A 22,732-nucleotide genomic window follows, 5' to 3' on the forward strand; every position below is an offset into this window, starting at 1 on the left:
CAGGCCCTGAGCCCGAGCGTTGCAAGGAGTCGATACCGGCGCTTATTCTCGGCCACCGCCAACGCTAATAATAAAAACGGTTTTTCCCTATGCAGCAGAGCCTCAGCCTCGATACGTTCAGTGATTTGATCGGCAACCTCTATCAGGGTCCGCTGGAAAACATTCCCTGGGCGACGTTCCTCAATCAGCTCAATGTGCATCTGAACAGCAAGTACGTGACTTTCATCCTGCGTCCACCCAGCGCCCACGTGGACGGTTTGATGGTCAACACCACCGGCACCTCGACCGAGGCGACCGCGTCGTACAACAAACACTTTTTCAGCCTCGACCCCTTTGTCGACCTGCCCAACCGCCAGGTCGTGACCCTCGCCGAGTTCGTCTCCAACGACGACTGGCAGAACTCCGAGTTCTACAAGAATTTCCTGGAACCGGTGGACGTGTTCCACATCCTCGGTGCCGACATCAACACCGTCGACGGCGCCCAGTGCCGCATTCGCATCAGCCGCGGACGTGACGACAAGCCTTTCGGCAATGAAGAAAAGGCCATGCTCACGCATTTCATTCCACACCTGGAGCGGTCGATCAAGATCCACATGCAGCTCAACCGCATCGAAGCCGAGCGCAACCTGTACGCCGGCGCGGTGAACCAGATGGCGGTCGGCACGATCATCCTCGACGAGTCCGGCAAGGTGCTGCAGACCAACCAGGTGGCCGACCGGCTGATCCAGGAAAAGGACGGCATCAAACTGGTCAACGATGGCCTGCAGGTGGGCACGGCCCGGGACACCCAGGAGTTCCGCCGCCTGGTCAAGCAGTCGCTGCTGTCGCAAAAGAGCAGCAACCCGTCCGTGGTCGAAGCCCTGCGCGTGCAGCGCCCGTCCGGCAAAGCGGACCTGGGGATCATCGTGCGCTCGGTGCCATTGACCGACTGGAGCGAAGGCAAACAGTGCCCGACCGTGGTGATTTTCATCAGCGACCCGGAACAACAGTCCACCGCGCCGCAGGAAATCGTGCGCGCGCTGTTCGACTTCACCCCGGCGGAAACCCAGCTGGCGATGCTGCTGGCCAACGGTCTGACCCTGGACGAAGCCTCGGAAGAGCTGGGCATCAGCCGCAACACCTCGCGGGCACACCTGCGTTCGACCTTCTCCAAGACCGGCGTGACCCGCCAGACCATGCTGGTGCGCCTGATCCTGCGCAGCGTGGCGACCCTGGGCTGAGCCTCATTGCCGCCCTCGTCCGCTCGGACGATGGCGGCCCCCGTTGTACAGCGCACAGTGTCCTCATCCCAAACAGGGGACTGCCCCATGCGCAACTGCCCAACCATCCTCAAGACTGAACTGCTGGCGCAAAGCGGCCACTTTCAGATCGAAGCCCTGCACCTGCAATTCAGCAACGGCCAGCAGCGGGTCTACGAACGCCTGCGCGGCACCGGTTATCGCTCGGTGATGCTGGTGGCGATGCCTGATCCTGCGCATGTGCTGCTGGTGCGCGAATACGCGGTCGGTGTGGAAAAAACCATACTCGGCCTGCCCAAGGGCGGCGCCGAGCCCGATGAAGACTATTTGCAGGCGGCGCAGCGCGAACTGAGCGAAGAAGTCGGCCTGCGCGCCGCACGCCTCACCGAACTGGGCGAACTGACCCTGGCACCGGGGCATTTGTGCCATCGCTACCGGGTGGTACTGGCCGAACAACTGAGCCCCTGCCAACTCGAAGGCGACGAACCCGAACCCCTGGAATGCTTGCGTGTACCCCTGGCACAGATCCCCGAACTGGTGGCCCGCGGTGACCTCCACGAAGCCAGGGCCATTGCTGCGCTGTTCATGGCCATGGGCGCCCTCGCGCGAAGAACCTGACACCACACAGAACTGTGGGAGCGAGCCTGCTCGCGAAGAGGCCGGCACATTCAACATCCTCGTCGCCTGACACTCCGCTTTCGCGGGCAAGCTCGCTCCCACAGAGGATCATGGCCTGACGCAGATCCCGGCAACGCCCAATAAACCTGTGGGAGCGGGCTTGCCCGCGATGAGGCCAGCACAGCCAATATCCACTTCGCCTGACACACCGCCATCGCGAGCAAGCTCGCTCCCACAGAGGATCATGGCCTGACGCAGATCCCGGGAACGCCCACTGACCTTGTGGGAGCTGGCTTGCCAGCGATGAGGCCGGCACATTCAACATCCATGTCGCCTGACACTCCGCTATCGCGGGCAAGCCCGCTCCCACAGGGGATTGCAGCCAGACGCAAACCCCGAAAACGCCAAGTAACCTGTGGGAGCGAGCCTGCTCGCGAAGGGGCCAGCACATTCAACATCCACGTCGCCTGACACTCCGCTTTCGCGAGCAGGCTCGCTCCCACAGGGGATTGCAGCCAGACGCAAATCCCGGAAACGCCAAGTAACCTGTGGGAGCGGGCTTGCTCGCGAAGGGGCCGGCACATTCAACATCCATGTCGCCTGATACACCGCCTTCGCGAGCAGGCTCGCTCCCACTGGGGTTGCGGAGCTCTCAAGCCATCAACTAGTCCATTCGGACGAAGCCGCTCGCCATCCGCCGCCATAACCTGTCTCTACAACAATAAAACCGTGTCGAGACTCATCATGCGCAAATCCACTTGTGCTCTATTCATCATCGTCTGTGCAGGCGCGTCCACCAGCCTGTGCCAACTGTTCAAAAACGAAGCCTATCGACCGACCACGGCGTATTTCAGTTGTGCGAGCGCGGCGATCAATTGCTATCCACCGCTGGTGCGTAATCTGTTGCCTTAAGCGCAAGATTTCACCGGCCATAAAAAAACCACCGATTCATCGGTGGTTTTTTCGTTGCTGCATGGATCAGGTTGGCAATACCCCACGGGCCCGCGACAAGGTCAACGCCAGGTCTTCAATCATGTCCTCCTGACCACCCACAGTCCCGCGTCGGCCCAGTTCCACCAGCAGCTCCCGAGCAGCAATCCCGTACTTCTGCTCGGCACGCTTGGCGAACAGCAGGAACGAGCTGTAGACCCCGGCGTAACCCAGGGTCAGCGCATCGCGGTCCAGGCGGATCGGCTGGTCCATCATCGGCACCACCAGGTCTTCGGCCACGTCCATGATCTTGTACAGATCCACGCCACTGTTGACCCCCATGCGCTCCAGCACCGCGACGAACACTTCCAGCGGCGTATTGCCCGCCCCTGCGCCAAGGCCCGCTACAGACCCATCGATCCGCGCAGCACCGGCCTCGATGGCGGCCAGGGAGTTGGCGATGGCCATGCCCATGTTGTGGTGGCCGTGAAAACCGACTTCGGTCCCGGCGTTCAGGCCGGCGCGCAGGGCACCGATCTTTTGCGTCACTTCATCGGGCAGCATGTAGCCGGCCGAGTCGGTGCAGTAGATGCAATTGGCGCCGTAGCTTTCCATCAGCCGCGCCTGCTCCAGCAGTTTCTCCGGGCTGACCATGTGCGCCATCATCAGGAAGCCGACGGTGTCCAGGCCCATCTTCGCCGACATGCCGATGTGCTGGCCGGACACGTCCGCTTCGGTGCAATGGGTCGCCACGCGAATGGTCGAAACCCCATGTTCATGGGCCATCTTCAGGTGGTCGAGGGTGCCGATCCCCGGCAACAACAGGGCCGAAACCCTGGCCTGTTTCATCTGCGGGATCACCGCAGCGAAGTACTCTTCGTCGCTGTGGGCCGGGAAGCCGTAGTTCAGCGACGCACCGCCCAGGCCATCGCCGTGGGTGATTTCGATCAGCGGCACGCCGGCCGCATCGAGGCCGGTGGCCACCGAGACCATTTGTTCAATGCTGATCTGATGCTGTTTGGCGTGCATGCCGTCGCGCAGGCTCATGTCATGCAGACGGACGCTCTTACCTTGCAAATTCATACTCATCTCCACTCAACGGACAGGCAGTTGCAGGGTGCCCTTGTGGGCTTCTTCGGCGAACATCTCGGCCGTGCGCAAACCGGCGGCGGTCATGATGTCGAGGTTGCCGGCGGACTTGGGCAGGAAGTCGCCGAGGCCTTCGACCTCGATGAAGATCGACACCTTGCGCCCGTCGAACACCGGCCCGTTGATCAGCTTGTAGCCGGGCACATAGCGCTGCACCTCGCGAACCATGTCCAGCACCGAGGTGCGGATCGCATCCTGGTTCGGCTCGTCATCGGTCAGGCAGTGGATGGTGTCGCGCATCATCAGCGGCGGCTCGGCCGGGTTGATGACGATGATGGCTTTACCGCGTCGGGCGCCGCCGATCTTCTCCACCGCACCGGCCGTGGTGCGGGTGAATTCGTCGATGTTCTGCCGGGTACCCGGGCCGACCGAACCGGACGACACGGTGGCAACGATTTCGCCGTAGCTCACCGGTTGCACCCGCGACACCGCCGCCACCATCGGGATGGTCGCCTGGCCACCGCAGGTGACCATGTTGACGTTCATCGCCAGGCTCGACGCGTGCTCCTTGAGGTTGACCGGCGGCACGCAGAACGGGCCGATGGCCGCCGGCGTGAGGTCGATCATGATCACCCCGAGTTCGTTGAGTTTGCGGCTGTTTTGCGCGTGCACGTAAGCCGAGGTGGCGTCGAAGGCGATGCGAATATCATCGTCGAGCACGTGCGGCAGCAAGCCATCGACACCGCCGGCGGTGGTCTTGATGCCCATTTCCCGGGCACGTTTCAGGCCTTCGGATTCAGGGTCGACGCCAACCATCCATACCGGCTCGATCCATTGCGATCGACACATTTTCATCAGCAGATCGGTGCCGATATTGCCCGGGCCGATAATGGCCGCTCTGAGTTTTTTGCTCATGGGGTCAAACTCCAAAAGTCAGGCGCAGAAAGTCACCCGGGCACTGCCCAGGCCATCGATGGTCAGAGAAAAACGGTCACCGGCACGGGCCGGTTCCAGTGGCACCAGGGAGCCGGACAGAATGATTTCCCCGGCCTTGAACGGAATGCCGAAGGCGCCCAGGGTGTTGGCCAGCCAGGCCACCGCCGTCAGTGGATTGCCCTGCACTGCCGAACCCAGGCCTTCGCTCAGGGGTTCACCGTTCTTGAACACGCGCATGCGCAAGCTGGGCAGGTCCAGCTCGCGGGGGTCGACCTTGCTGTCGCCCAGCACGAATACACCGCAGGAGGCGTTGTCAGCAACCGTGTCCTGGATGCGAATGCGCCAGTCGTGAATCCGCGAGTCGACGATCTCGAAGCACGGCATTACGTATTCGGTGGCGGCCAGCACATCGGCCTCGGTGATGCCGGGGCCGACCAGGTCGTGCTTGAGCTTGAAGGCGATCTCGCCTTCGGCGCGGGGCTGGATCAGTTTGTTCGCCGACAGAGAAATGCGCGCATCGTCATCGAACGACATCTGCCGGGTGATGAAGCCGAAATCCGGTTGATGCACGTTGAGCATCTGTTGCACTGCCGCCGAGGTCACCCCGATCTTCTTGCCGACGATCTGGTCGCCGGCCGCCACCCGACGCTCAATGGCGTACAGGGAAATGTGATAGGCGTCTTCGATGCTGATCGACGGCCAACGCTCGGTCAGCGGCGCCAGAGTGGAGCCGCTGAGCAGCGCCTGATAAAGCTCTTCGCCGAACTCACGGCGCAATTGCACGCTCATCCGCGGGCCTCCTGAAGAAACGCCAGGCACTGGCTGTTGAAATAGTCACGGTGCTCGACCTGAACCCAATGCCCGCACTCGCTGAGCATCACGAAACGGATTCTGGAACAGTTCTCGAGCATGGTCCGGGCGCCGGAGGACGGGCAGAACTTGTCGTTCATGCCCCAGAAACCGAGGATCGGGCACTGCAACTCACCCAGGCGCGACGTCATGTTCGGTACCTGCATGGTCGACAGCACGCACACCGGCTGCTGTTGCACCACGGCCACCCGCTCGTTGACCGTCTCGTCGCTGATCAGGCTTTCGTCGAACAGCTGCAGCGCCAGCAGGCGACGCATGCCCGCCGCGTCGTTCAGCTCACCCTTGGCGAAGGCGGCGCCCATTTTCTGGATGCCTTCCATCTGCAGGTAATACTGTTCCTTTTCCATCAGGCCACCGGGCGCCATCAGCACCAGACGGCTGACACGCTGCGGTTGGTCGAGGGCCAGTTTGATCGCGATCGCGCCGCCCAGGGAGTTGCCGACCAGCACACAACGCTGGATGTCGAGGGCATCGAGCAAACCGCTCAGGGCTGCGACAAAAAAATCCAGGGTGTAGAGGGTGTCGGGTTTGTCCGAGGCGCCGTAGCCCGGCAGATCCGGGACTATCACCCGGTAACCGGCCTCGGCAAACACCGGATAGTTCTGCTTGAAGTTGCTGTGACCGCTGGCGCCCGGCCCGCTGCCATGGATGAAGATCACCGGCTCGCCGTTGCCGCCATCCTTCCCGCCTGTATCCACATAGCGCAGCTGCAAACCATCCGGCAGCGTAACGAAGTGCCCTTGCGCTGAAGCGCCCATAAGGTGTCCTCCCGGCCTGTTGTTGTAGCTGGATTATTCAGACGGGCCGGCTGCGCAACATCGTCCGACAGGACTACGCCCCTGTAGGAGCGAGCCTGCTCGCGAAAAACGCCAGGACAACGTGGGGCATCAGGTTTTACGCGTTATCGTTGACGTCCATCGCGAGCAGGCTCGCTCCTACACCGTTCCTAGTCTCATCGGACGTTGGATTACAGGAACCACAGACCTAGCATCGACGGCATTCCCGAGCAGCAAAAAGAGAATTCCCATGCTTGATCCAATGGACTTTCGCGGCAAAGTGGTACTGGTCACCGGCGGTGGCAAAGGTGTGGGTCGCGGCATCAGCCAGCGCTTTCTCGACTGCGGCGCCGAGGTGGTGATCTGCGGTCGCCAAGCCCCGCCATTCGTGCCTGCCAGCGGCGGACGCGAGGCGCTGTTCGTGCCCTGCGACCTGCGGGACGTCGAACAATCCGGGCGCTTGATCACACAGATCGTCGAGCGTTTCGGCCGCCTCGATTTGCTAGTCAACAACGCCGGCGGTTCACCGAATGCCGACGCGGCCACCGCTTCTCCCCGTTTCAGCGAAGCGATCATTCGCTTGAACCTGATCGCTCCACTGAACCTGTGTCAGCAGGCCAACCAGGTGATGCAGGCCCAGGCCGACGGCGGCGCGATCATCAACATCTGCAGCGTCAGCGCCACCCGCCCCTCCCCCGGCACCGCCGCCTATGGCGCGGCCAAGGCCGGTCTGCTGAACCTGACCACCTCGCTGGCGGTGGAATGGGCGCCGAAGGTGCGGGTCAATGCGGTCACCGCCGGGCTGATTCTCACCGAGCAGGCGGCCATGCATTATGGTGACGACGCGGGCATTGCCCGGGTGGCGGCGACCATTCCAATGCAACGCCTGGCGACCCCGGAGGACATTGGCGATACCTGCCTGTACCTGGCGTCGTCTTTGGCCCGTTATGTCAGCGGCGCGGACATCGCGGTGCACGGTGCCGGCGAGCGACCGGCGTTTCTCGACGCTGCCCAATCCTGAAAAGATCGCAGCCTGCGGCAGCTCCTACAGTTGAACCTCAATCTCTGTAGGAGCTGTCGAGTGAAACGAGGCTGCGATCTTTCAAGCATTCGAATAACAAAAGGAGTTCCGACATGCCCGCAATCGCCAGCCACAGCGTCCCGCTCGACCTCACGCCACAAGCCGCATGGACCAAACTGCGCGACCTGAGCCTCGCCCCGCACTACGTGCCGGGGTTGACCGGTTGCCAGTTTCATCCTGGGCCGAAAGAAGGCCTCGGCGCCAGTCGCCGGGTGCTGCGCAAGGGCGGTCAGTATCTGGATGAAAGCGTGATGCAGTGGCAGGAAGGCACGGGGTTCTTGCTGCGGTTGCACAAGGGCGGCAATGACTCACCCTTTCCGTTTCGCCAGGCAAGTTTCAGTTATGCCCTGCAAGCCGAAGGCGACACGACCCGCATCACCCTGCAAATGCGATACAGCCTGCGCGGTGGCAGGTTGGCAGAGTGGTTGCTGGCCAAGGCCTTCGACAAGGTCGTGAGGCAGATTGCGGAGAACCTCAAGGCGTACTACGAAACCGGCCGGACACAGAATGCGGATATGGCTGTCAGCACATCCAACATCAATGTTGCCTGACTTATCGCCATCGCGAGCAGGCTCGCTCCCACAGGGGGAATGGGGTTGTACGCTAATGCCAGGTTCACCACAAAAACTGTGGGAGCGAGCCTGCTCGCGATGAGGTCGGCACATCCAACATTGATGTCGCCTGACACGCCGCCTTCGCGGGCAAGCCCGCTCCCACAGGGGATTGGGGGGTTGCAGTACCAGGTTCACCCTAAAACCGGTGGGAGCGAGCTTGCTCGCGAAGGGGCCGGAACATCCAACATCAATGTCGCCTGACACGCCGCCATCGCGAGCAGGCTCGCTCCCACAGGGGCTACCTCAGGAACGCGCCACTTCCGAGTGAGCAATAAAACGGGTGGCGACGATCTTCCATTGGCCGGCGATACGCTCGTAACGGTCCTGATAGAACCCACCCAACTGCCGCGTCGCCCCGCTCTCGCCATCCAGGTTGAAATACCACAGGGCCCAACGGCCCCGGGCCTGATCCTCGCCCAACACCTCGATTTCCGGGTTGGCGCCATGATGCAGGTCGATCACCCGCTCATGGCAGGCCAGCTCGCGGTACAGCGCGACAAAACTGTCGCGCTCATGAAAGATCCCCAACGGACCGTAATCGATCAGCACTTCACCGTCGGCAAAGCAGTCGGCAATCACCTCGACCTGCTTGAGGTCGCAGGCATTGAGGTAGCGATGCTTGAGCTGGCGGATGTCCTCCAGCGCTTCCAGGCGGGCGATCCGTTGTTCCAGGTTCATGCTTCACCTCGCGCAGTTACGTTAACTTCACTCCAGTAGGCTTTCATCGAGCGGATCTTGCCGTCGGCATCGAACTCCATCACGTCGATCACATGCAGCGAACACGGTTGCCCGCCCCACTCCATGTCGACCCGGAACGGCATCGCCCCGCAACCGTTGAGCGTCGCGCGCACCGGGCCGGTCCGGGTTGCCGAGACTTTCATCGCCCCCAGTCCTTCACGATAAAAACGCGCGATGGCGTCGATGCCCTGCAACGGCGCCTGGCCGACCGGGTCTTCAACGGTGGCGTCTTTGGCGTAGAGCGCGAGGATGCCCTCGATGTCGCCGGCATCCACCAGCTCCACATAACGCGCCATGGTTGCCTGGATCTGCTGTGCGCTGATCATTCAGACCACCTCGAACAGGGCGGCGGCGCCCATGCCGCCACCGATGCACATGCTCACCACCACATACCGCACACCGCGACGCTGGCCTTCGATCAGCGCATGGCCAACCATCCGCGCCCCGGACATGCCGAACGGATGACCGATGGAAATCGCCCCGCCGTTGACGTTCAGGCGCTCGTCGGGAATGCCCAGGGTGTCGCGGCAGTACAGCACCTGACAGGCGAACGCTTCGTTCAACTCCCAGAGGCCGATGTGGTCCATGGTCAGGCCGTGGCGCTTGAGCAGCTTGGGAATGGCGTAGACCGGGCCGATGCCCATCTCATCGGAGTTGCAACCGGCGACGGCCATGCCGCGATAGATCCCCAGCGGTTCCAGGCCACGCTTCTCGGCCATTTTCGCGCTCATCAACACCGAGGCCGACGCACCGTCGGACAACTGCGAAGCATTGCCAGCGGTGATGAAACGCCCCTTGTCGCTCCACTGACCGCCCGGCCATACCGGTTCCAGCGCTTTCAGGCTCTGGAGGGTGGTGTCGATGCGGTTGCACTCGTCGCGCAGCAAGGTGACGGATTCATAACCGGATTCGCCGGTAGCCTTGTCGAACAGTGCCTTGCGGCTGGCCAGCGGCGCGAGTTCGCGGTCGAAGCGCCCGGCGCTCTGGGCCTGTGCGGTACGCAGCTGACTCTGGTAGCTGTACTCGTCCTGCTCGTCGCGGGAGATGCCATAGCGCGCGGAGACGATCTCGGCGGTTTCGATCATCGGGATGTAGGCGTGCGGGTCCAGCTCGATCACTGAAGCCGACTGGTTGCGATAGAGGTTCTTGTGCTTGTTCTGCACCAGGGAAATCGACTCCAGGCCACCGGCCACGGCGATGTCGATTTCGTCGCACATGATGCCTTTGGCGGCCATGGCGATGCTCATCAGGCCCGACGAGCACTGGCGCTCAACGGCCATCCCGGCAACCGATGTCGGCAAACCGCCGGCGATCGCGCACAGGCGCCCCAGGTTGTAGGACTGCGTACCCTGCTGCGCGGCGGCGCCAATGATCACGTCGTCCACTTCACCCGGCTCGATGCCGGCGCGACGCACGGCTTCGCGCACCACGTGGCCGCCCAGTTGCGGCGCCTCGGTGTCATTGAACGCACCGCGAAAGGCCTTGCCGATCGGAGTACGGGCGGTCGAAACGATGACGGCTTCTTTCATGCTGGATTCCTCGAAAATGCTGTTGAAGGTCAGGCCGGGTAATAGCGACTGATGGTGTCGACCACGACGCCTGGACGTTCCTGGCCGTCGATGTCGACGCTGACGCGGATGGTCGCCTGCACGCCGCCCTTCACTTCCTCGACCGCGATCAATTGCGCACTGCCGCGTACCCGCGAACCGACGCGCACCACCGAAGGGAAGCGCACCCGCTCGCAACCGTAGTTGACGCCCATGGCCAGGCCACGGACTTCGACGATCTGCGGCAGGAACAGGTTGACCAGTGACAGGCTCAGGTAGCCATGGGCGATGCAGGCGCCAAACGGGCCATCGGCGGCCTTGAGCGGATCGACGTGAATCCACTGGTGATCGCCGGTGGCGTCGGCGAACCGGTCGATGCGGTCCTGCTCCAGCAGCAGCCAGTCGCTGACGCCGAGCGATTGGCCAACGGCCTCGAACAGGGCCATCGGCGTCTCGAAAATACGTGGCATGGTCACGCCCTCTGGCTGGATACCGACAACACTTCGCCGGTCATGTAGGAGCTGTAGTCGCTGGCCAGGAACATCATCACGTTGGCCACTTCCCAGACTTCGGCGGCACGGCCGAAGGCTTCGTTGGCGGCGAGTTGATCGAGCACCGCCTGGGGCGCGGATTTGCGCAGGAAATCGTGCAGGGCGATGCTCGGACTGACCGCGTTGATGCGGATGCCGTAGTCGGCGGCCTCGACCGCTGCACAGCGGGTCAGCGCCATGACCCCGGCCTTGGCCGCGGCGTAGTGCGACTGTTCTTTCTGCGCGCGCCAGCCCAGTACCGAGGCGTTATTGACGATGACGCCGGCACGCCGCTCCATCATTTTCGGCAGCATGGCGCGGGTCATGCGCATGGTGCCGGTGAGCGTCACATCCAGCACCCGGTTCCACTCCTCGTCGCCCATCTCCACCAGCAGGCGCGAGCCGCCGAGACCGGCGTTGTTGATCAGCACGTCGACGCCTTGCAGGTCGCGCTCGGCGCAAGCGATCAACTGCTGCACCTGGGTTTCGTCGGCGACGTTGCAGACCTGGCCGAAGACCTGCTGCAACCCGGTGGTTTCGCGAATTTTCAGCACTGCTTCGGCCAACCGGCCTTCATGGATGTCGCTGATCATCAGCGCACGGCAACCTTCCTCGGCAGCACGCACGGCGGCGGAAAAACCGATCCCGGCACCCGCCGCCGCGGTGATCAGTACCGACTTGCCGCGCAGCAGGCCGCGACCTTCAACATATTGAGGTACAGACATGAACTCTCTCCTTTCAGGCGCGCGGACGCGGCTCTTTGGGCATGCCCAAGGCACGCTCGGCGATGATGTTGCGCTGGATTTCGTTGCTGCCGCCGTACAGGGTGTCGGCGCGGCTGAACAGGTACAGCGACTGCAAACGGGTCAGTTGGTAGGGCGCTGCTTCGAGCAACTCCGCTTCGGCGCCGAGCACGTCCATCGCCAACTTGCCGAGGCTGGCGTGCCAGGTCGACCAGAACAGCTTGTAGATGGTCGCCTCCTTGCGCAGCGACCCGTCCTGGCTACCCGAAAGCATGCGCAGCGAGTTGTAGCGCATGATCCGCAACCCGCTCCAGGCTTCGGCCAGGCGCTGGCGCAGGATCGGATCGCGGTCGGCACCGTTGGCTTTAGCGATGGCGATGATTTCGTTGAGTTCGTTCTGAAACTGCATCTGCTGGCCGAGGGTCGACACACCCCGCTCGAAACCCAGCAGCGCCATGGCGATCTTCCAACCGTCGCCCGGCGCGCCGATGATATTGGCGGCGTCGGTGCGGGCATCGTCGAAGAACACTTCGTTGAACTCCGAGGTGCCGGTCAGTTGCTCGATAGGCCGCACGGTGATGTCTGCCTGGGCCATCGGCACCAGCAGGAACGACAGGCCGCGATGGCCGACGCTGCCAGGTTCGGTGCGGGCGATGACAAAGCACCAGTCCGATTCGTGGGCCAGGGAGGTCCAGACTTTCTGGCCATTGATCACCCATTGGCCGCTCGCCTCATCCAGCGTGGCGCGGGTCTTGACGTTGGCCAGGTCGGAACCGGCGCCCGGCTCCGAATAGCCCTGGCACCAGAACGACGTGCCGCTGACGATTCCCGGCAAAAAACGCTGTTGCTGTTCGACCGTGCCGAACGCGGCAATGGTCGGCCCGGCCAGCCCTTCGCCGATATGACCCATGCGGCCGGGGCCGCCGGCGCGGGCGTATTCTTCGTGGAAAATCACTTGCCGGGTGATCGACAAGCCACGCCCGCCATGCTCCGGCGCCCAGCCGACGCAGGTCCAGCCGCCTTCGGCGAGTTTGCGTTCCCAGGCTTTGCGCTCTTCGGGAAACATGTGCTCGTCGCCCGGACCGCCGCGAAAACGCAGGGCCTCGAACTCACCGCAAAGGTTGGCGCTCATCCAGTCGGCCACTTCCTGGCGGAAGCGTTCGTCCTGCTCGCTGAAACTGATTTTCATGGCTGTTCTCCAAGAATCACCGAAGCAATGCGCTCGCGATGCCAGGCCGGTAACCCGAGGAAACTCTCGCTGGCGCGGGCGCGCTTGAAGTAGAGGTGCGGGTCGTATTCCCAGGTGAAACCGACGCCGCCGTGCAACTGGATCGATTCGGACGCGCAGTGGAAATAGGTCTCGGAGCACTGCGCCTTGGCCAGCGCCGCCGCCAGCGGCAATTGGGCCGCGACCTGCGGATCCCCCTGGGGGTCGAGAACCTCCTGGGCCACGCACGCGGCGTAGTAGCTGGCCGAACGCGCGCATTCGACTTGCAGCATCATGTCCGCGGCGCGGTGCTTGAGGGCCTGGAAACTGGCAATCGGGCGCCCGAACTGCTGGCGCTCCTGCATGTAGGCCACGCTGAGATCGAGCACCTGCTGCGCGCCGCCGGTCTGCTCGGCAGCCAGGCCGATGCAGGCCAGCTGCAGGACGCGCTCAAGGTGCGGCCAGCCGTGACCGAACTCACCCAGCAGCGCGTCAGCTTCAAGGTACAGACCCTTGAGCTGGATCCGCGCCTGGCGCCGGGTCTGGTCCATGGTCGGCAACATCTGCCGTTCGATGCCGGCCTGTGCCGCGTTCACGACAAACAGGCTGATGCCCTTTTCGCCAGTGGTTCCGGGTTGTCGTGCGGCAATGATCAACAGATCGGCGCCATGGCCGTCGATTACATGCTTGAGGGTGCCATCGAGGATGAACCCGTCGCCTTCGGCCACCACGGTTGCCTGGACATCGTCGGCTGACCAGCCGTTGGCACTGCTGAACGCCAGGGTCGCGGTCACGCTGCCTTCGGCAATCGACGGCAACCAGCGCTGTTTCTGTTCATCATCGGCGGCCAGCAACAGCGCGGGTGTGGCCATGCAGGCGGTGGCGAAAAACGGCGAGCACAGCAAACGCCGGCCCATCTGTTCGAGCAGGATCGTCAGCTCGACAAAACCGAGGCCAAGGCCACCGTAGGTTTCGGGGATATGAATGGCGGGCCAGTACATTTCCTGGCACAAACGCTGCCAGAGGGCTTCGTCAAAACCCCGTTCACTGACCATTGCCGCGCGCACGGCGGCAGAATCCGAGACATCGGCGAGGAAGCCCTCGGCCGATGCGCGGATCATTTCCTGTTCGTCGCTGAATGCAAACTCCATCGCGGCGCCTTCTGCTCGTTTGGCGGGGCGCGCGTGGCGCAACACCCCTTTGAGCATGAAGTCTGGCGCCCGCGGGACGCGGCAGAATCGTTAGCCTTGCCTAGTCCGAACGGGCGATGTCAAAGTGCGCTCACGCAAGTGAAAAACATGAATCAGCTAAGGATGCAGAACCATGAGCACTGAGCAAGAGACGACTTTCGACGAACCGCGGCTCAACAGTACGGAAATTCGCATTCTGGGTTCGTTGATCGAGAAACAGGCCACCAGCCCGGAAACCTATCCCCTGACCCTCAATGCCCTGGTGATCGCCTGCAACCAGAAAACCAGCCGCGAGCCGGTGATGAACCTGACGCCGGGCCAGGTCGGCCAGAGCCTGCGCGCGCTCGAAGGACGCGGCTTCACCCGGCTGGTGATGGGCAGCCGTGCCGACCGTTGGGAACACAAGGTCGACAAGGCCCTGGAACTGGTGCCGGCGCAGGTGATCCTGACCGGGCTGATGTTTCTGCGTGGCCCGCAGACCGTCAATGAGCTGCTGACCCGCAGCGGTCGCATGCATGAATTCGAAGACGCCGAACAGGTCGTGCATCAACTCGAACGCCTGATTGCCCGGGGCCTGGCCGTCCTGATACCGCGTCAGGCCGGCCAGCGCGAAGACCGCTATACCCACGCCTTGGGCGACCCGGCGGATATCGAGGCGATCATGGCGGCACGGCAGAACCCGGTCGAACGTGGCAACAGCGGGGTTTCAGTAGAACGGATCGAAGAACTGGAAGCGCGGATTGCGGCGCTGGAAGAGCGGCTGGCACGGCTGGAATAGCCTGGATGCTTGCCTGGCACAAAACCTGTGGGCTGACTGGCATTTGTGATTGACACAAAACCTGTGGGAGCGGGCTTGCTCGCGAAAGCGGATTGTCAGTCACAGCAATGTTGGATGTGCCGACGTTTTCGCGAGCAGGCTCGCTCCCACAGTGGATCGATGGGCTGACTGGCATGTGTGATCGACACGGAACCTGTGGGAGCGAGCCTGCTCGCGAAAGCGGATTGTCAGTCACATCAATGCTGGATGTGCTGACGCTTTCGCGGGCAAGCCCGCTCTCACGGTGGATCTGTGGGCTGGCTGGCATTTGTGATTGATACAGAACCTGTGGGAGCGGGCTTTGAGTTACTCCCCGTCCCAGTAATCCACCCCATCGGCCTGCCGGGCCACCGCAACAAATCCGGAAGCATTGCCCTCGGCATCGACCTTGAAGTCATCCATCACGGCATATTTGCCGGAATCCGGGTATTCGCAGATCTCCGGTGATTGCTGGGTGCTGACCGCCAGGTAACGCAGCTCCCCGTTGCTGGTATTGATGATCTGATGGGCCTGTTCAGGCCCACCCGGTGGACAGGCGATCACATCACCGGCGCGGATTGGAAAGCGTTCAGATCCCAGGCGAACCTGCCCTTCCCCGGCCACGACGTAGAACATTTCCTCATTGACCCGATGGCTGTGAAACGGACTGCCGCGCATGCCCGGCTCCAGCACATACAGGCGATATCCCAGTTTTTGCGCCCCCAGCAGTTGACCGACACGGGCCAGACGCTGTTGATAGCGACCGGCGGTTTCACCGCTCGGCGCAAACGCTTCGGGCAGCGGTTCAAGCTCGACAGTGTTCAGATTGAGAATGGGGGGATGCATGGGCACCTCCTAGCTGCGGGCAAACGCCACGGCCTTCTGGAATTGCTCATCCGTCGGCCGTACACCGGTATAGAGCACAAATTGCTCCAGCGCCTGGATCGCGATCACTTCCAGCCCGGTGATGACCCGCTTGCTTTCGGCACGGGCACGCACGATCAGCGGCGTTTCCGAGGGAATCGCCACCACATCGAAGACGGTTTCCGCTTTTTCGATCACATCGCCCTCAAAGGCAAGTTGGTCGGCCTCCGGCCCTCCCGTCATGCCGATCGGCGTGACATTGACCAGCATCCGCGGGCGACGACTGCCCAACTCTGCCTGCCACTCATAGCCCAACGACTGCGCCAGCGCCTGCCCGGCACGCTCGTTGCGGGCCACGATCAGTCCGTTCTCGTAGCCGCCATCGCGCAAGGCGCTCGCCACGGCCTTGGCCATGCCGCCGCTGCCGCGCAGGGCAAAGGTCGAGTCCTTGGGCACCTGGTGTTTTTCCAGCAACTGGGCCACGGCGATGTAATCGGTGTTGTAGGCCTTGAGATGACCGTCGGTGTTGACGATGGTGTTGATCGATTGAATGGCGGCGGCAGAGGCGTCGAGTTCATCCACCAGGGCAATGCAGGCTTCCTTGAACGGCATCGACACGCCACAACCACGAATGCGCAGGGCGCGAATGCCGGCGACGGCGCCCGGCAGGTCCTGGCTGGCGAAGGCCTTGTAGTAGAAGTTCAGGCCCAATTGTTCATACAGATGATTATGAAAACGCAGGCCAAAGTTCCCGGGACGCCCTGAAAGGGACATGCACAGCTGGGTGTCTTTGTTGGGGTTCATCTGCATGGCAAAGCTCCTTCAAATGCACTTTTCGGATAGACGGGATTAGCCGTCCATCTGGATCTGATCGATCATGAAAGCCTGGACGCACGGGCTTGACCAGGTCGGTAAGAAAGTCGGTACAGACCTTACACAAAATTTACCTGGCGACCGTGCTGTTTTTCGAAAAAAAGCTGTCTTAGAAGTATCCCCGCGACAATCCCTGGGTCTATTGCAGACACAGGCGCCGGGCTGAAGAACCGAGGAACTATCATGATCCGTAAAATCCCCACAGTAGCCTTGCTGATCGGCGCCCTCGCTATCGCGGGACAGGCGCAAGCCCATGGTGGTGGTAATTACTGGCAGGGTCCGGCGGTGTTTGGCGCGATCGTCGGTACTGCCATCGTAGGTTCGGCTCTGATCAACGCCAACCGCCCGGTCTATGTCGCGCCGCAACCGGTCTACGCCCCGCCGCCTCCGGTTTATTACGCGCCACCGCCCCCGGTTTACTACCAGCCGGCCCCGGTCTACGTGCAGCAACCGATCTACTACCGCCCGGCTCCGGTTTACTATGGGCCACCCCGTGGCTACTACGGCCCACCACGCGGCTACTACGGCCCGCGACACGGCCGCTGGTAACGAATCCTTCAAGCCCCGCTGAAACAGCGGGGCTTTTTTTGGGGGGGTGGAGGTCACTTCATTTTCAGCATGCGCACGGTCCCCTGTAGGAGCTGGCTTGCCCGCGATGGTCGTTAACGATAACGCGGGTGAACTGGATAAACGCGGCGTACTTGAGTCCATCGCCAGCAAGCTGGCTCCTACAGGTAGTGCGTTATCGGTGTTCCCCGCAATTGCGCGAACAAGCTTTTTCATGCCCGTTGGTCGGTGCAGGTCTGGATAAATCTCGCCAAGGTCGCTATCGGGACAGTGTGCGCGGCAGAAACGGGCAAGATGGACTCGACCGGTTTCTGCCGTGTGGCGAAAAACGGTCATATTTTTGTCATGACAGATCCGCAAGCTCGGTGCTGTCCGTCGAAAACAGCTTGATAACAACAAGGACGACCACATGCCAACGCAAAACCCGCACCGCATCGTCGGTCTGTGCACCTCCAGCAAGGTGTACAACGCACTGACCGAACTCAAGCACCTGGAAGGTCATCGCAGCGCCAAGTTTCTCTCGCTGCTGACGCAAAACCTGGTGCGCAAGGGCCTGCTCAACGAGCAGGAAGTGGTGAACATGCTCGATCAGGTGGTCAACTGACCGACCAACGGTCGTTTGCCCCCGCTGGCATCAATGACCACTATTGAAAGCGTTGATTACTCATCGAGGCACCCGGACCTTAAAGTAGCTCCACAGATTGATGGAGGTACTTGTCATGTCCCAGGTTCAGATCATGTCCGTTATCGGCAGCGCCGTCCCCGCACAGCTCAGAGAGCTGGGCATGCTCGCCTGCTGGTATCTGGTGCAGGACGGTGTGCAGATCAGCGGCCCGCTCACTTCGCTGCCCGCCGCCCGTGAACTGTCGCAACGCATCGGCTCCGGCCAGTCCGGCAGGCTCAGCGCCTAAGGCAGCTGCACCCGCGGTTTGGTTTCAATGAAAATGTCCCAGCTGGACATGAACAGGGCCGCGATCAACGGGCCGATGACAAAGCCGTTCAGCCCGAAAATCGCCAGGCCGCCGAGGGTCGAGATCAGGATCATGTAGTCCGGCATCCGGGTGTCCTTGCCCACCAGAATCGGTCGAAGCACGTTATCCACCAGGCCGATCACGAAGATCCCGAACAATCCCAGCACCACGCCCTGCCAGATGGCCCCGGTGAGCAGGAAAAACGCCGCCACCGGTACCCAGACAATCCCCGCCCCCACCGCCGGCAACAGCGACAGAAACGCCATCAACACCGCCCAGAGCACTACGCTGGGAATGTCCAGGAACCAGAACATCAGGCCACCCAGCGCGCCTTGTGTGATCGCCACCAGCAGGTTGCCCTTCACCGTGGCCCGTACCACGCGATTGAACTTGAGCTGCAAACGACGTTTCTGCTGTTCCTCCAACGGCACCGCCGCACGCACCTTGCGTGCCAGTTCAGCGCCGTCGCGCAGGAAGAAGAACAGCAGGTACAGCATGATGAAGAAACTGACGATGAACTCGAACGTGCCCTGGCCAAAAATGAAGGCCTTGGCGGCCAGTTCCTGCCCGCCGGTCATCGCACTCTTGACGATTTTCTCTCGCAGCCCGTTCAGCTCACCCATGCCGAAGCGATCCAGCAGGTGCTGGAAATACGGCGGCAGGATGTGCTTGAACTGCGTCACGTACCCGGCGATGTCCAGTTCGCCGCTCTCGATGTTCTTGTAGAGCGCAACCCCCTCCTGGACCAGGAGGCTGCTGAGGACTATCACTGGCAGGATCGCGATCAACAGGCAGATGCTCAGCGTGAGCAGTGACGTGAGGTTGCGCTCCCAGCCGAACCTCAACTGCAGCCGCCGTTGCAGCGGAGCGAAGAGGATGCCGAGGATTACCGCCCAGAACACAGCGCCGTAGAACGGCAGCAGGATCCAGATGAAGGCGACGCTCACCAGGGCCAGAAGGATGGTCAGCGATCTGTCTTTCAGGGTTTCTTCGTTCATATTCGATCCATGCCCGCCGGGACGAAAAACTCGCGCCCTGATGTTTAGTCCGCTGCGGCTCGCGCGAGTGCCATCTCTTTGTTGATCAGACATAGATCCAGGTCAATAAACGCTCCGTGCCGAGCGTTTACCCTGTGCGGCTTTTGCGACGACACCACCATGAACCTCACCGCGCCAGAACTGCTCGCCCCCGCCGGCACCCTGAAAAACATGCGTTATGCCTTCGCCTACGGCGCCGATGCCGTGTACGCCGGCCAGCCGCGCTACAGCCTGCGGGTGCGCAACAATGAATTCGACCACGCCAACCTCGCCCTCGGCATTCGCGAGGCCCAGGCGCAGGGCAAGCGCTTCTACGTGGTGGTGAACATCGCGCCGCACAACGCCAAGCTCAAGACCTTCCTCAAGGACCTTGAACCGGTGATCGCCATGGCCCCCGATGCGCTGATCATGTCCGACCCCGGCCTGATCATGCTGGTGCGCCGGCACTACCCGCAGATGCCGGTCCACCTTTCGGTGCAGGCCAATACCGTGAACTGGGCAAGCGTCGAGTTCTGGCAGCAGCAAGGCTTGAGCCGGATCATCCTGTCGCGGGAGCTGTCGCTGGAAGAGATCGCCGAGATCCGCGGGCAAGTGCCGGCCATGGAACTGGAAGTGTTTGTGCATGGCGCATTGTGCATGGCCTATTCCGGGCGCTGCCTGCTGTCGGGGTACATGAACAGACGCGACGCCAATCAGGGCAGTTGCACCAATGCCTGTCGCTGGAAATATTCGGCGCAGCCGGCCACGGAAAACCAGCTGGGCGAAATCGTGCAGACATTCGACCCCGAACCGACCCTGGGCATCGGCGCGCCCACCGATCAGGTGTTCCTGTTGCAGGAAGCCAATCGTCCCGGCGAACAGATGCCTGCCTTCGAAGACGAACATGGCACGTACATCATGAACGCCAAGGACTTGCGCGCCGTGCAGCACGTCGAACGCCTGACGCAGATGGGCGTGCACTCGCTGAAAATCGAAGGCCGGACCAAATCGCACTTTTATTGCGCGCGCACCACCCAGGTTTATCGCCGGGCCATCGACGACGCAGTGGCGGGCCGGGCCTTCGACCGCGGCCTGATGAGCGACCTGGAATCCCTCGCCCAGCGCGGCTACACCGAAGGTTTTCTGCGCCGGCATGTGCATGACGAATACCAGAACTACCAGAACGGCAGCTCAGTGTCGGAACGACAACAGTTTGTCGGTGAGCTGACCGGGCAGCGCCGGGATCGCCTGGCCGAGGTCAAGGTGAAAAACCGTTTCGGCGTGGGCGACCACATGGAGCTGATGACGCCCAAGGGCAACTTCCACTTCGATCTGCATCAGCTGCAGAACGCCAAGGGTGAAGCGATCGACGTTGCACCGGGGGATGGGTATACGGTGTATTTGCCGATACCGGATGCGGTGGATTTGAGTTTTGGCCTGCTGATGCGAGATTTCAACATGCCGTAATCCCTGTGGGAGCGGCGGTGCGACGATTCGACTTGCTCGCGAAGGCGGTGTGTCAGTCAATATTGACTTTGAATGTGCCGCCCTCTTCGCGAGCAAGCCCGCTCCCACAGGTACTGCGTCAGGCAAATTCCTCGCGGAGCATCGCCACGAACGCCTCCCGCGCCGGGTGCACCCCGGCGTTTTCGTGCCAGTAGAACAGGTTGTCGACGGCGGTCAGCTCAGGGAACTCAAACCCCGCGCACCCCGCACCTTTGGCGTATTGGTCGAAGATCCCCTTGGGTACCAGCGCCACGCCGGCCCCGGCACTGACGCAACCGACAATCGCGCCATAACTGGCCAGGCTGACAATCGGCAGTGCCTGCCCCTGTCGCAACAACCAATGCTCCAGCGCCGCCCGGTACGGACAGCCCTGGGGCCACATGAACACGGTCTGGTCCTGCAAGTCGCTGATGTCGCGCAACGGCCCCAGGGATGTCGAGGCGATCAGCAGCAACTCTTCGCGGTACATCGGCGTGCGCTTGAGATGCGAACGCTCGACGTCGACCGCGACGATGGCGCCGTCAAGGTTGTGATTGAGCGTGTCATCGAGCAGTTGCCCCCAGGCGCCGGTGGTCAGTTCCAGCGCCACCTGCGGGAAACGCTTGTGAAATTTCGCCAGCAGGCGCGGCAAACGCCCGGTGGCCGACGACTCGATGGCGCCGATGCGCAACGGCCCTGAGGGTTCGGCCGAAGGGTCGACCGCCCGCTTGGCCTCGACGGTCAGGGCGAGAATTTTCGACGCGTAGGCCAGGAAAGTCTGCCCCGACGGGCTGATGCGCAGCCCTCGGCCTTCGCGCAGGAACAGCGCGACACCCAGCTCAGCCTCGAGGGCCTTGATCCGTGCCGTGATGTTGGACGGCACGCAATGCAGCAATTGCGCTGCGCGGGCAATGCTGCCGACCTCGGCCACGGTCTTGAACATGCGAATCTGTGCCAGCTCCATACATCACCCATAGTGAACGGTTGGCACAGTATAAGTCAGTTGTGGCGAACGATAGGCTTTCTGATACTCCGTGCATCAGCCCACAGGTGCACGACCATGACGCCGCTCACACCCTCCCCCGTTTCACCCTGGAAAATCATTCTGGCCATGGCATTTGTCGTGGCGTGCTGGGGATACTCCCCGACCGGCATTCATATCGGCTTGCAGGCCTACGACCCCGTGCACCTGGCCCTGCTGCGCTTCCTGCTGGCCTCCGTGTTCATGGCCGTGGTCGCGATGTTCAAGGGCATCCGCCTGCCCAGCCTGCGAGACTTACCGCTGATGTTCGGCCTGGGTTTCTTTGCCGTGAGCCTGCATCACGTGGCGATCAACTTCGGGCAGCAGGGAGTCAGCGCTGGCGCTTCGAGCGTCCTGGCCCAGACCACGCCGCTGTTCAGCACATTGATCGCGCGCTTCGTGTTCAAGGATCAGGTGAGCCTGTGGCGCTGGGGTTGTGTGCTGCTCGGGTTGTTTGGCGTGGTGATAGTGGTGGCGGGCGATAATGGCCTGGGCAGCATTGACGCCCATGGCTTGCTGATCCTGCTGGCGGCGGTGTCCTGGAGCCTCTACTTTGCCCTGCAAAAACATCACACCGGGCGTTACGACGGGCTGACGCTGGTGTGCTACACGGTGTGGTCCGGTACGGTGCTGTTGCTGATTTTTCTGCCCGGCCTTGTGGATCAAGTCGCCATGGCGCCGATGCGCGTGCAGTGGGCGGTGATTGCCTTGGGGATATTCCCCAGTGCCCTGGCGTACCTGGCCTGGGCCTATGTGCTGGCGCATGTCGATTTGAGCCGGGCGACCATGACGCTGTATCTGACGCCACCGACGGCGATGGTGATGGCGTCTTATGCGCTCGGCGAACGGCCGACGTTGATGATCGTGGTGGGTGGGCTGGTGGTGTTGGCGAGTGTGCTGGCGTTGAATCTGGAGCGGCGGGCTGTGGTTGTTCAGGCTGTCAGGGTCTGATTCAGGTTTTGCGCCGTCTGGTCGGGCGCTATCGCGAGCAAGCTCGCTCCCACAGGGTTTTATGGTTGCCGCGGTTCCTGA

The 22,732-nt window shown here is 62.2% G+C and carries 26 protein-coding genes; 11 read left to right on the forward strand and 15 right to left on the reverse strand.

Annotation, left to right across the window (positions count from 1 at the left end; all coding sequences use genetic code 11):
• Positions 1-89: 89 nt before the first annotated feature.
• The 3 genes from ACXX83_RS15165 to ACXX83_RS15175 all read left to right on the forward strand — a co-directional run bounded on the left by ACXX83_RS15165 (position 90) and on the right by ACXX83_RS15175 (position 2,768).
• A complete protein-coding gene (locus ACXX83_RS15165) occupies positions 90-1,220 on the forward strand; it encodes a helix-turn-helix transcriptional regulator (protein WP_007986294.1) in 1,131 nt (376 codons plus the stop codon).
• 87 nt (positions 1,221-1,307) lie between these two features.
• The gene (gene nudE / locus ACXX83_RS15170; protein ID WP_126050331.1) at positions 1,308-1,856 is read left to right on the forward strand and encodes an ADP compounds hydrolase NudE; all 549 of its coding nucleotides are present in this window, start codon (positions 1,308-1,310) and stop codon (positions 1,854-1,856) included.
• A gap of 744 nt (positions 1,857-2,600) precedes the next feature.
• Complete coding sequence (locus ACXX83_RS15175; RefSeq protein ID WP_173900862.1) at positions 2,601-2,768, forward strand: hypothetical protein; 168 nt, start codon at positions 2,601-2,603, stop codon at positions 2,766-2,768.
• A gap of 66 nt (positions 2,769-2,834) precedes the next feature.
• On the opposite strand, the gene dmpG is transcribed toward ACXX83_RS15175, so the two are convergent.
• Genes dmpG through ACXX83_RS15195 form a run of 4 tightly spaced genes read right to left on the reverse strand, consistent with a single transcriptional unit; the run spans position 2,835 to position 6,439 of the window.
• Positions 2,835-3,869: a 4-hydroxy-2-oxovalerate aldolase gene (dmpG, locus tag ACXX83_RS15180; protein ID WP_429383326.1), complete on the reverse strand. Its 1,035-nt coding sequence runs from the start codon at positions 3,867-3,869 to the stop codon at positions 2,835-2,837.
• A 12-nt stretch (positions 3,870-3,881) separates the two neighbouring features.
• On the reverse strand, positions 3,882-4,790 hold the full coding sequence (locus ACXX83_RS15185) for an acetaldehyde dehydrogenase (acetylating) (protein ID WP_217835796.1): 909 nt from the start codon (positions 4,788-4,790) through the stop codon (positions 3,882-3,884).
• 18 nt (positions 4,791-4,808) lie between these two features.
• Positions 4,809-5,600: a fumarylacetoacetate hydrolase family protein gene (locus ACXX83_RS15190; protein WP_458548987.1), complete on the reverse strand. Its 792-nt coding sequence runs from the start codon at positions 5,598-5,600 to the stop codon at positions 4,809-4,811.
• Positions 5,597-6,439: an alpha/beta fold hydrolase gene (locus ACXX83_RS15195; protein ID WP_458548988.1), complete on the reverse strand. Its 843-nt coding sequence runs from the start codon at positions 6,437-6,439 to the stop codon at positions 5,597-5,599. Before ACXX83_RS15195 ends, ACXX83_RS15190 begins: the two co-directional genes overlap by 4 nt.
• A gap of 268 nt (positions 6,440-6,707) precedes the next feature.
• Between ACXX83_RS15195 and ACXX83_RS15200 the strand changes: the two genes are divergently transcribed.
• Both ACXX83_RS15200 and ACXX83_RS15205 read left to right on the forward strand, forming a co-directional pair.
• A complete protein-coding gene (locus ACXX83_RS15200; RefSeq protein WP_458548989.1) occupies positions 6,708-7,478 on the forward strand; it encodes an SDR family oxidoreductase in 771 nt (256 codons plus the stop codon).
• A 113-nt stretch (positions 7,479-7,591) separates the two neighbouring features.
• A complete protein-coding gene (locus tag ACXX83_RS15205) occupies positions 7,592-8,089 on the forward strand; it encodes an SRPBCC family protein (RefSeq protein WP_458548990.1) in 498 nt (165 codons plus the stop codon).
• A gap of 306 nt (positions 8,090-8,395) precedes the next feature.
• Here ACXX83_RS15205 and ACXX83_RS15210 read toward each other — a convergent pair whose 3' ends face one another.
• The 7 genes from ACXX83_RS15210 to ACXX83_RS15240 are packed head-to-tail and all read right to left on the reverse strand — an operon-like array spanning position 8,396 to position 14,068.
• Complete coding sequence (locus tag ACXX83_RS15210; protein WP_458548991.1) at positions 8,396-8,830, reverse strand: nuclear transport factor 2 family protein; 435 nt, start codon at positions 8,828-8,830, stop codon at positions 8,396-8,398.
• Positions 8,827-9,216: a steroid Delta-isomerase gene (locus tag ACXX83_RS15215; protein WP_458548992.1), complete on the reverse strand. Its 390-nt coding sequence runs from the start codon at positions 9,214-9,216 to the stop codon at positions 8,827-8,829. The genes ACXX83_RS15210 and ACXX83_RS15215 overlap by 4 nt, the downstream gene beginning before the upstream one ends.
• Positions 9,217-10,419 (reverse strand): acetyl-CoA C-acyltransferase, encoded by a 1,203-nt coding sequence (locus tag ACXX83_RS15220; RefSeq protein WP_458548993.1) that lies wholly within the window; start codon positions 10,417-10,419, stop codon positions 9,217-9,219.
• Between the two features lie 29 nt (positions 10,420-10,448).
• A complete protein-coding gene (locus tag ACXX83_RS15225) occupies positions 10,449-10,907 on the reverse strand; it encodes a MaoC family dehydratase (RefSeq protein ID WP_217835804.1) in 459 nt (152 codons plus the stop codon).
• A 2-nt stretch (positions 10,908-10,909) separates the two neighbouring features.
• The gene (locus ACXX83_RS15230; RefSeq protein WP_095967437.1) at positions 10,910-11,692 is read right to left on the reverse strand and encodes an SDR family oxidoreductase; all 783 of its coding nucleotides are present in this window, start codon (positions 11,690-11,692) and stop codon (positions 10,910-10,912) included.
• Between the two features lie 13 nt (positions 11,693-11,705).
• Positions 11,706-12,899 carry an acyl-CoA dehydrogenase family protein gene (locus ACXX83_RS15235; protein ID WP_458548994.1) on the reverse strand — a complete coding sequence of 398 codons (1,194 nt, stop codon included), beginning with the start codon at positions 12,897-12,899 and terminating at the stop codon, positions 11,706-11,708.
• Positions 12,896-14,068, reverse strand: coding sequence for an acyl-CoA dehydrogenase family protein (locus ACXX83_RS15240; protein WP_458548995.1), 1,173 nt, complete (start codon positions 14,066-14,068; stop codon positions 12,896-12,898). The genes ACXX83_RS15235 and ACXX83_RS15240 overlap by 4 nt, the downstream gene beginning before the upstream one ends.
• A 172-nt stretch (positions 14,069-14,240) precedes the next feature.
• Between ACXX83_RS15240 and ACXX83_RS15245 the strand changes: the two genes are divergently transcribed.
• Complete coding sequence (locus ACXX83_RS15245) at positions 14,241-14,885, forward strand: YceH family protein (RefSeq protein ID WP_218504327.1); 645 nt, start codon at positions 14,241-14,243, stop codon at positions 14,883-14,885.
• A gap of 345 nt (positions 14,886-15,230) precedes the next feature.
• Here ACXX83_RS15245 and ACXX83_RS15250 read toward each other — a convergent pair whose 3' ends face one another.
• Both ACXX83_RS15250 and ACXX83_RS15255 read right to left on the reverse strand, forming a co-directional pair.
• On the reverse strand, positions 15,231-15,749 hold the full coding sequence (locus ACXX83_RS15250) for a cupin domain-containing protein (RefSeq protein WP_458548996.1): 519 nt from the start codon (positions 15,747-15,749) through the stop codon (positions 15,231-15,233).
• A 9-nt stretch (positions 15,750-15,758) separates the two neighbouring features.
• Entirely contained in the window at positions 15,759-16,577 is an 819-nt protein-coding gene (locus ACXX83_RS15255; RefSeq protein ID WP_458548997.1) for a shikimate 5-dehydrogenase, read from the reverse strand.
• 246 nt (positions 16,578-16,823) lie between these two features.
• On the opposite strand from ACXX83_RS15255, the gene ACXX83_RS15260 reads away from it, so the two are divergent.
• From ACXX83_RS15260 to ACXX83_RS15270, 3 genes are all read left to right on the forward strand, one after another.
• Positions 16,824-17,189 carry a hypothetical protein gene (locus tag ACXX83_RS15260; protein WP_102701863.1) on the forward strand — a complete coding sequence of 122 codons (366 nt, stop codon included), beginning with the start codon at positions 16,824-16,826 and terminating at the stop codon, positions 17,187-17,189.
• A gap of 427 nt (positions 17,190-17,616) precedes the next feature.
• Positions 17,617-17,811, forward strand: coding sequence for a hypothetical protein (locus ACXX83_RS15265; RefSeq protein WP_007976845.1), 195 nt, complete (start codon positions 17,617-17,619; stop codon positions 17,809-17,811).
• Between the two features lie 115 nt (positions 17,812-17,926).
• Complete coding sequence (locus ACXX83_RS15270) at positions 17,927-18,118, forward strand: hypothetical protein (RefSeq protein WP_102674556.1); 192 nt, start codon at positions 17,927-17,929, stop codon at positions 18,116-18,118.
• Here ACXX83_RS15270 and ACXX83_RS15275 read toward each other — a convergent pair.
• Complete coding sequence (locus ACXX83_RS15275; protein ID WP_458548998.1) at positions 18,115-19,176, reverse strand: AI-2E family transporter; 1,062 nt, start codon at positions 19,174-19,176, stop codon at positions 18,115-18,117. The genes ACXX83_RS15270 and ACXX83_RS15275 overlap by 4 nt on opposite strands.
• Before the next feature lie 159 nt (positions 19,177-19,335).
• Between ACXX83_RS15275 and trhP the strand changes: the two genes are divergently transcribed.
• Positions 19,336-20,661 carry a prephenate-dependent tRNA uridine(34) hydroxylase TrhP gene (trhP, locus tag ACXX83_RS15280; protein WP_458548999.1) on the forward strand — a complete coding sequence of 442 codons (1,326 nt, stop codon included), beginning with the start codon at positions 19,336-19,338 and terminating at the stop codon, positions 20,659-20,661.
• Positions 20,662-20,779: 118 nt separating this feature from the next.
• Here trhP and ACXX83_RS15285 read toward each other — a convergent pair whose 3' ends face one another.
• Positions 20,780-21,643 (reverse strand): LysR substrate-binding domain-containing protein, encoded by an 864-nt coding sequence (locus ACXX83_RS15285; RefSeq protein ID WP_458549000.1) that lies wholly within the window; start codon positions 21,641-21,643, stop codon positions 20,780-20,782.
• Positions 21,644-21,739: 96 nt separating this feature from the next.
• On the opposite strand from ACXX83_RS15285, the gene ACXX83_RS15290 reads away from it, so the two are divergent.
• The gene (locus tag ACXX83_RS15290) at positions 21,740-22,651 is read left to right on the forward strand and encodes a DMT family transporter (protein ID WP_458549001.1); all 912 of its coding nucleotides are present in this window, start codon (positions 21,740-21,742) and stop codon (positions 22,649-22,651) included.
• Positions 22,652-22,732: the final 81 nt, after the last annotated feature.

The organism is Pseudomonas sp. GNP012 (assembly GCF_054343835.1).

Coding starts and splice junctions, on each gene's coding strand:
- ACXX83_RS15165 (WP_007986294.1), top strand. CDS start 90: ATGCAGCAGAGCCTCAGCCTCGATACGTTCAGTGATTTGATCGGCAAC.
- nudE (WP_126050331.1), top strand. CDS start 1,308: ATGCGCAACTGCCCAACCATCCTCAAGACTGAACTGCTGGCGCAAAGC.
- ACXX83_RS15175 (WP_173900862.1), top strand. CDS start 2,601: ATGCGCAAATCCACTTGTGCTCTATTCATCATCGTCTGTGCAGGCGCG.
- dmpG (WP_429383326.1), bottom strand. CDS start 3,869: ATGAATTTGCAAGGTAAGAGCGTCCGTCTGCATGACATGAGCCTGCGC.
- ACXX83_RS15185 (WP_217835796.1), bottom strand. CDS start 4,790: ATGAGCAAAAAACTCAGAGCGGCCATTATCGGCCCGGGCAATATCGGC.
- ACXX83_RS15190 (WP_458548987.1), bottom strand. CDS start 5,600: ATGAGCGTGCAATTGCGCCGTGAGTTCGGCGAAGAGCTTTATCAGGCG.
- ACXX83_RS15195 (WP_458548988.1), bottom strand. CDS start 6,439: ATGGGCGCTTCAGCGCAAGGGCACTTCGTTACGCTGCCGGATGGTTTG.
- ACXX83_RS15200 (WP_458548989.1), top strand. CDS start 6,708: ATGCTTGATCCAATGGACTTTCGCGGCAAAGTGGTACTGGTCACCGGC.
- ACXX83_RS15205 (WP_458548990.1), top strand. CDS start 7,592: ATGCCCGCAATCGCCAGCCACAGCGTCCCGCTCGACCTCACGCCACAA.
- ACXX83_RS15210 (WP_458548991.1), bottom strand. CDS start 8,830: ATGAACCTGGAACAACGGATCGCCCGCCTGGAAGCGCTGGAGGACATC.
- ACXX83_RS15215 (WP_458548992.1), bottom strand. CDS start 9,216: ATGATCAGCGCACAGCAGATCCAGGCAACCATGGCGCGTTATGTGGAG.
- ACXX83_RS15220 (WP_458548993.1), bottom strand. CDS start 10,419: ATGAAAGAAGCCGTCATCGTTTCGACCGCCCGTACTCCGATCGGCAAG.
- ACXX83_RS15225 (WP_217835804.1), bottom strand. CDS start 10,907: ATGCCACGTATTTTCGAGACGCCGATGGCCCTGTTCGAGGCCGTTGGC.
- ACXX83_RS15230 (WP_095967437.1), bottom strand. CDS start 11,692: ATGTCTGTACCTCAATATGTTGAAGGTCGCGGCCTGCTGCGCGGCAAG.
- ACXX83_RS15235 (WP_458548994.1), bottom strand. CDS start 12,899: ATGAAAATCAGTTTCAGCGAGCAGGACGAACGCTTCCGCCAGGAAGTG.
- ACXX83_RS15240 (WP_458548995.1), bottom strand. CDS start 14,068: ATGGAGTTTGCATTCAGCGACGAACAGGAAATGATCCGCGCATCGGCC.
- ACXX83_RS15245 (WP_218504327.1), top strand. CDS start 14,241: ATGAGCACTGAGCAAGAGACGACTTTCGACGAACCGCGGCTCAACAGT.
- ACXX83_RS15250 (WP_458548996.1), bottom strand. CDS start 15,749: ATGCATCCCCCCATTCTCAATCTGAACACTGTCGAGCTTGAACCGCTG.
- ACXX83_RS15255 (WP_458548997.1), bottom strand. CDS start 16,577: ATGCAGATGAACCCCAACAAAGACACCCAGCTGTGCATGTCCCTTTCA.
- ACXX83_RS15260 (WP_102701863.1), top strand. CDS start 16,824: ATGATCCGTAAAATCCCCACAGTAGCCTTGCTGATCGGCGCCCTCGCT.
- ACXX83_RS15265 (WP_007976845.1), top strand. CDS start 17,617: ATGCCAACGCAAAACCCGCACCGCATCGTCGGTCTGTGCACCTCCAGC.
- ACXX83_RS15270 (WP_102674556.1), top strand. CDS start 17,927: ATGTCCCAGGTTCAGATCATGTCCGTTATCGGCAGCGCCGTCCCCGCA.
- ACXX83_RS15275 (WP_458548998.1), bottom strand. CDS start 19,176: ATGAACGAAGAAACCCTGAAAGACAGATCGCTGACCATCCTTCTGGCC.
- trhP (WP_458548999.1), top strand. CDS start 19,336: ATGAACCTCACCGCGCCAGAACTGCTCGCCCCCGCCGGCACCCTGAAA.
- ACXX83_RS15285 (WP_458549000.1), bottom strand. CDS start 21,643: ATGGAGCTGGCACAGATTCGCATGTTCAAGACCGTGGCCGAGGTCGGC.
- ACXX83_RS15290 (WP_458549001.1), top strand. CDS start 21,740: ATGACGCCGCTCACACCCTCCCCCGTTTCACCCTGGAAAATCATTCTG.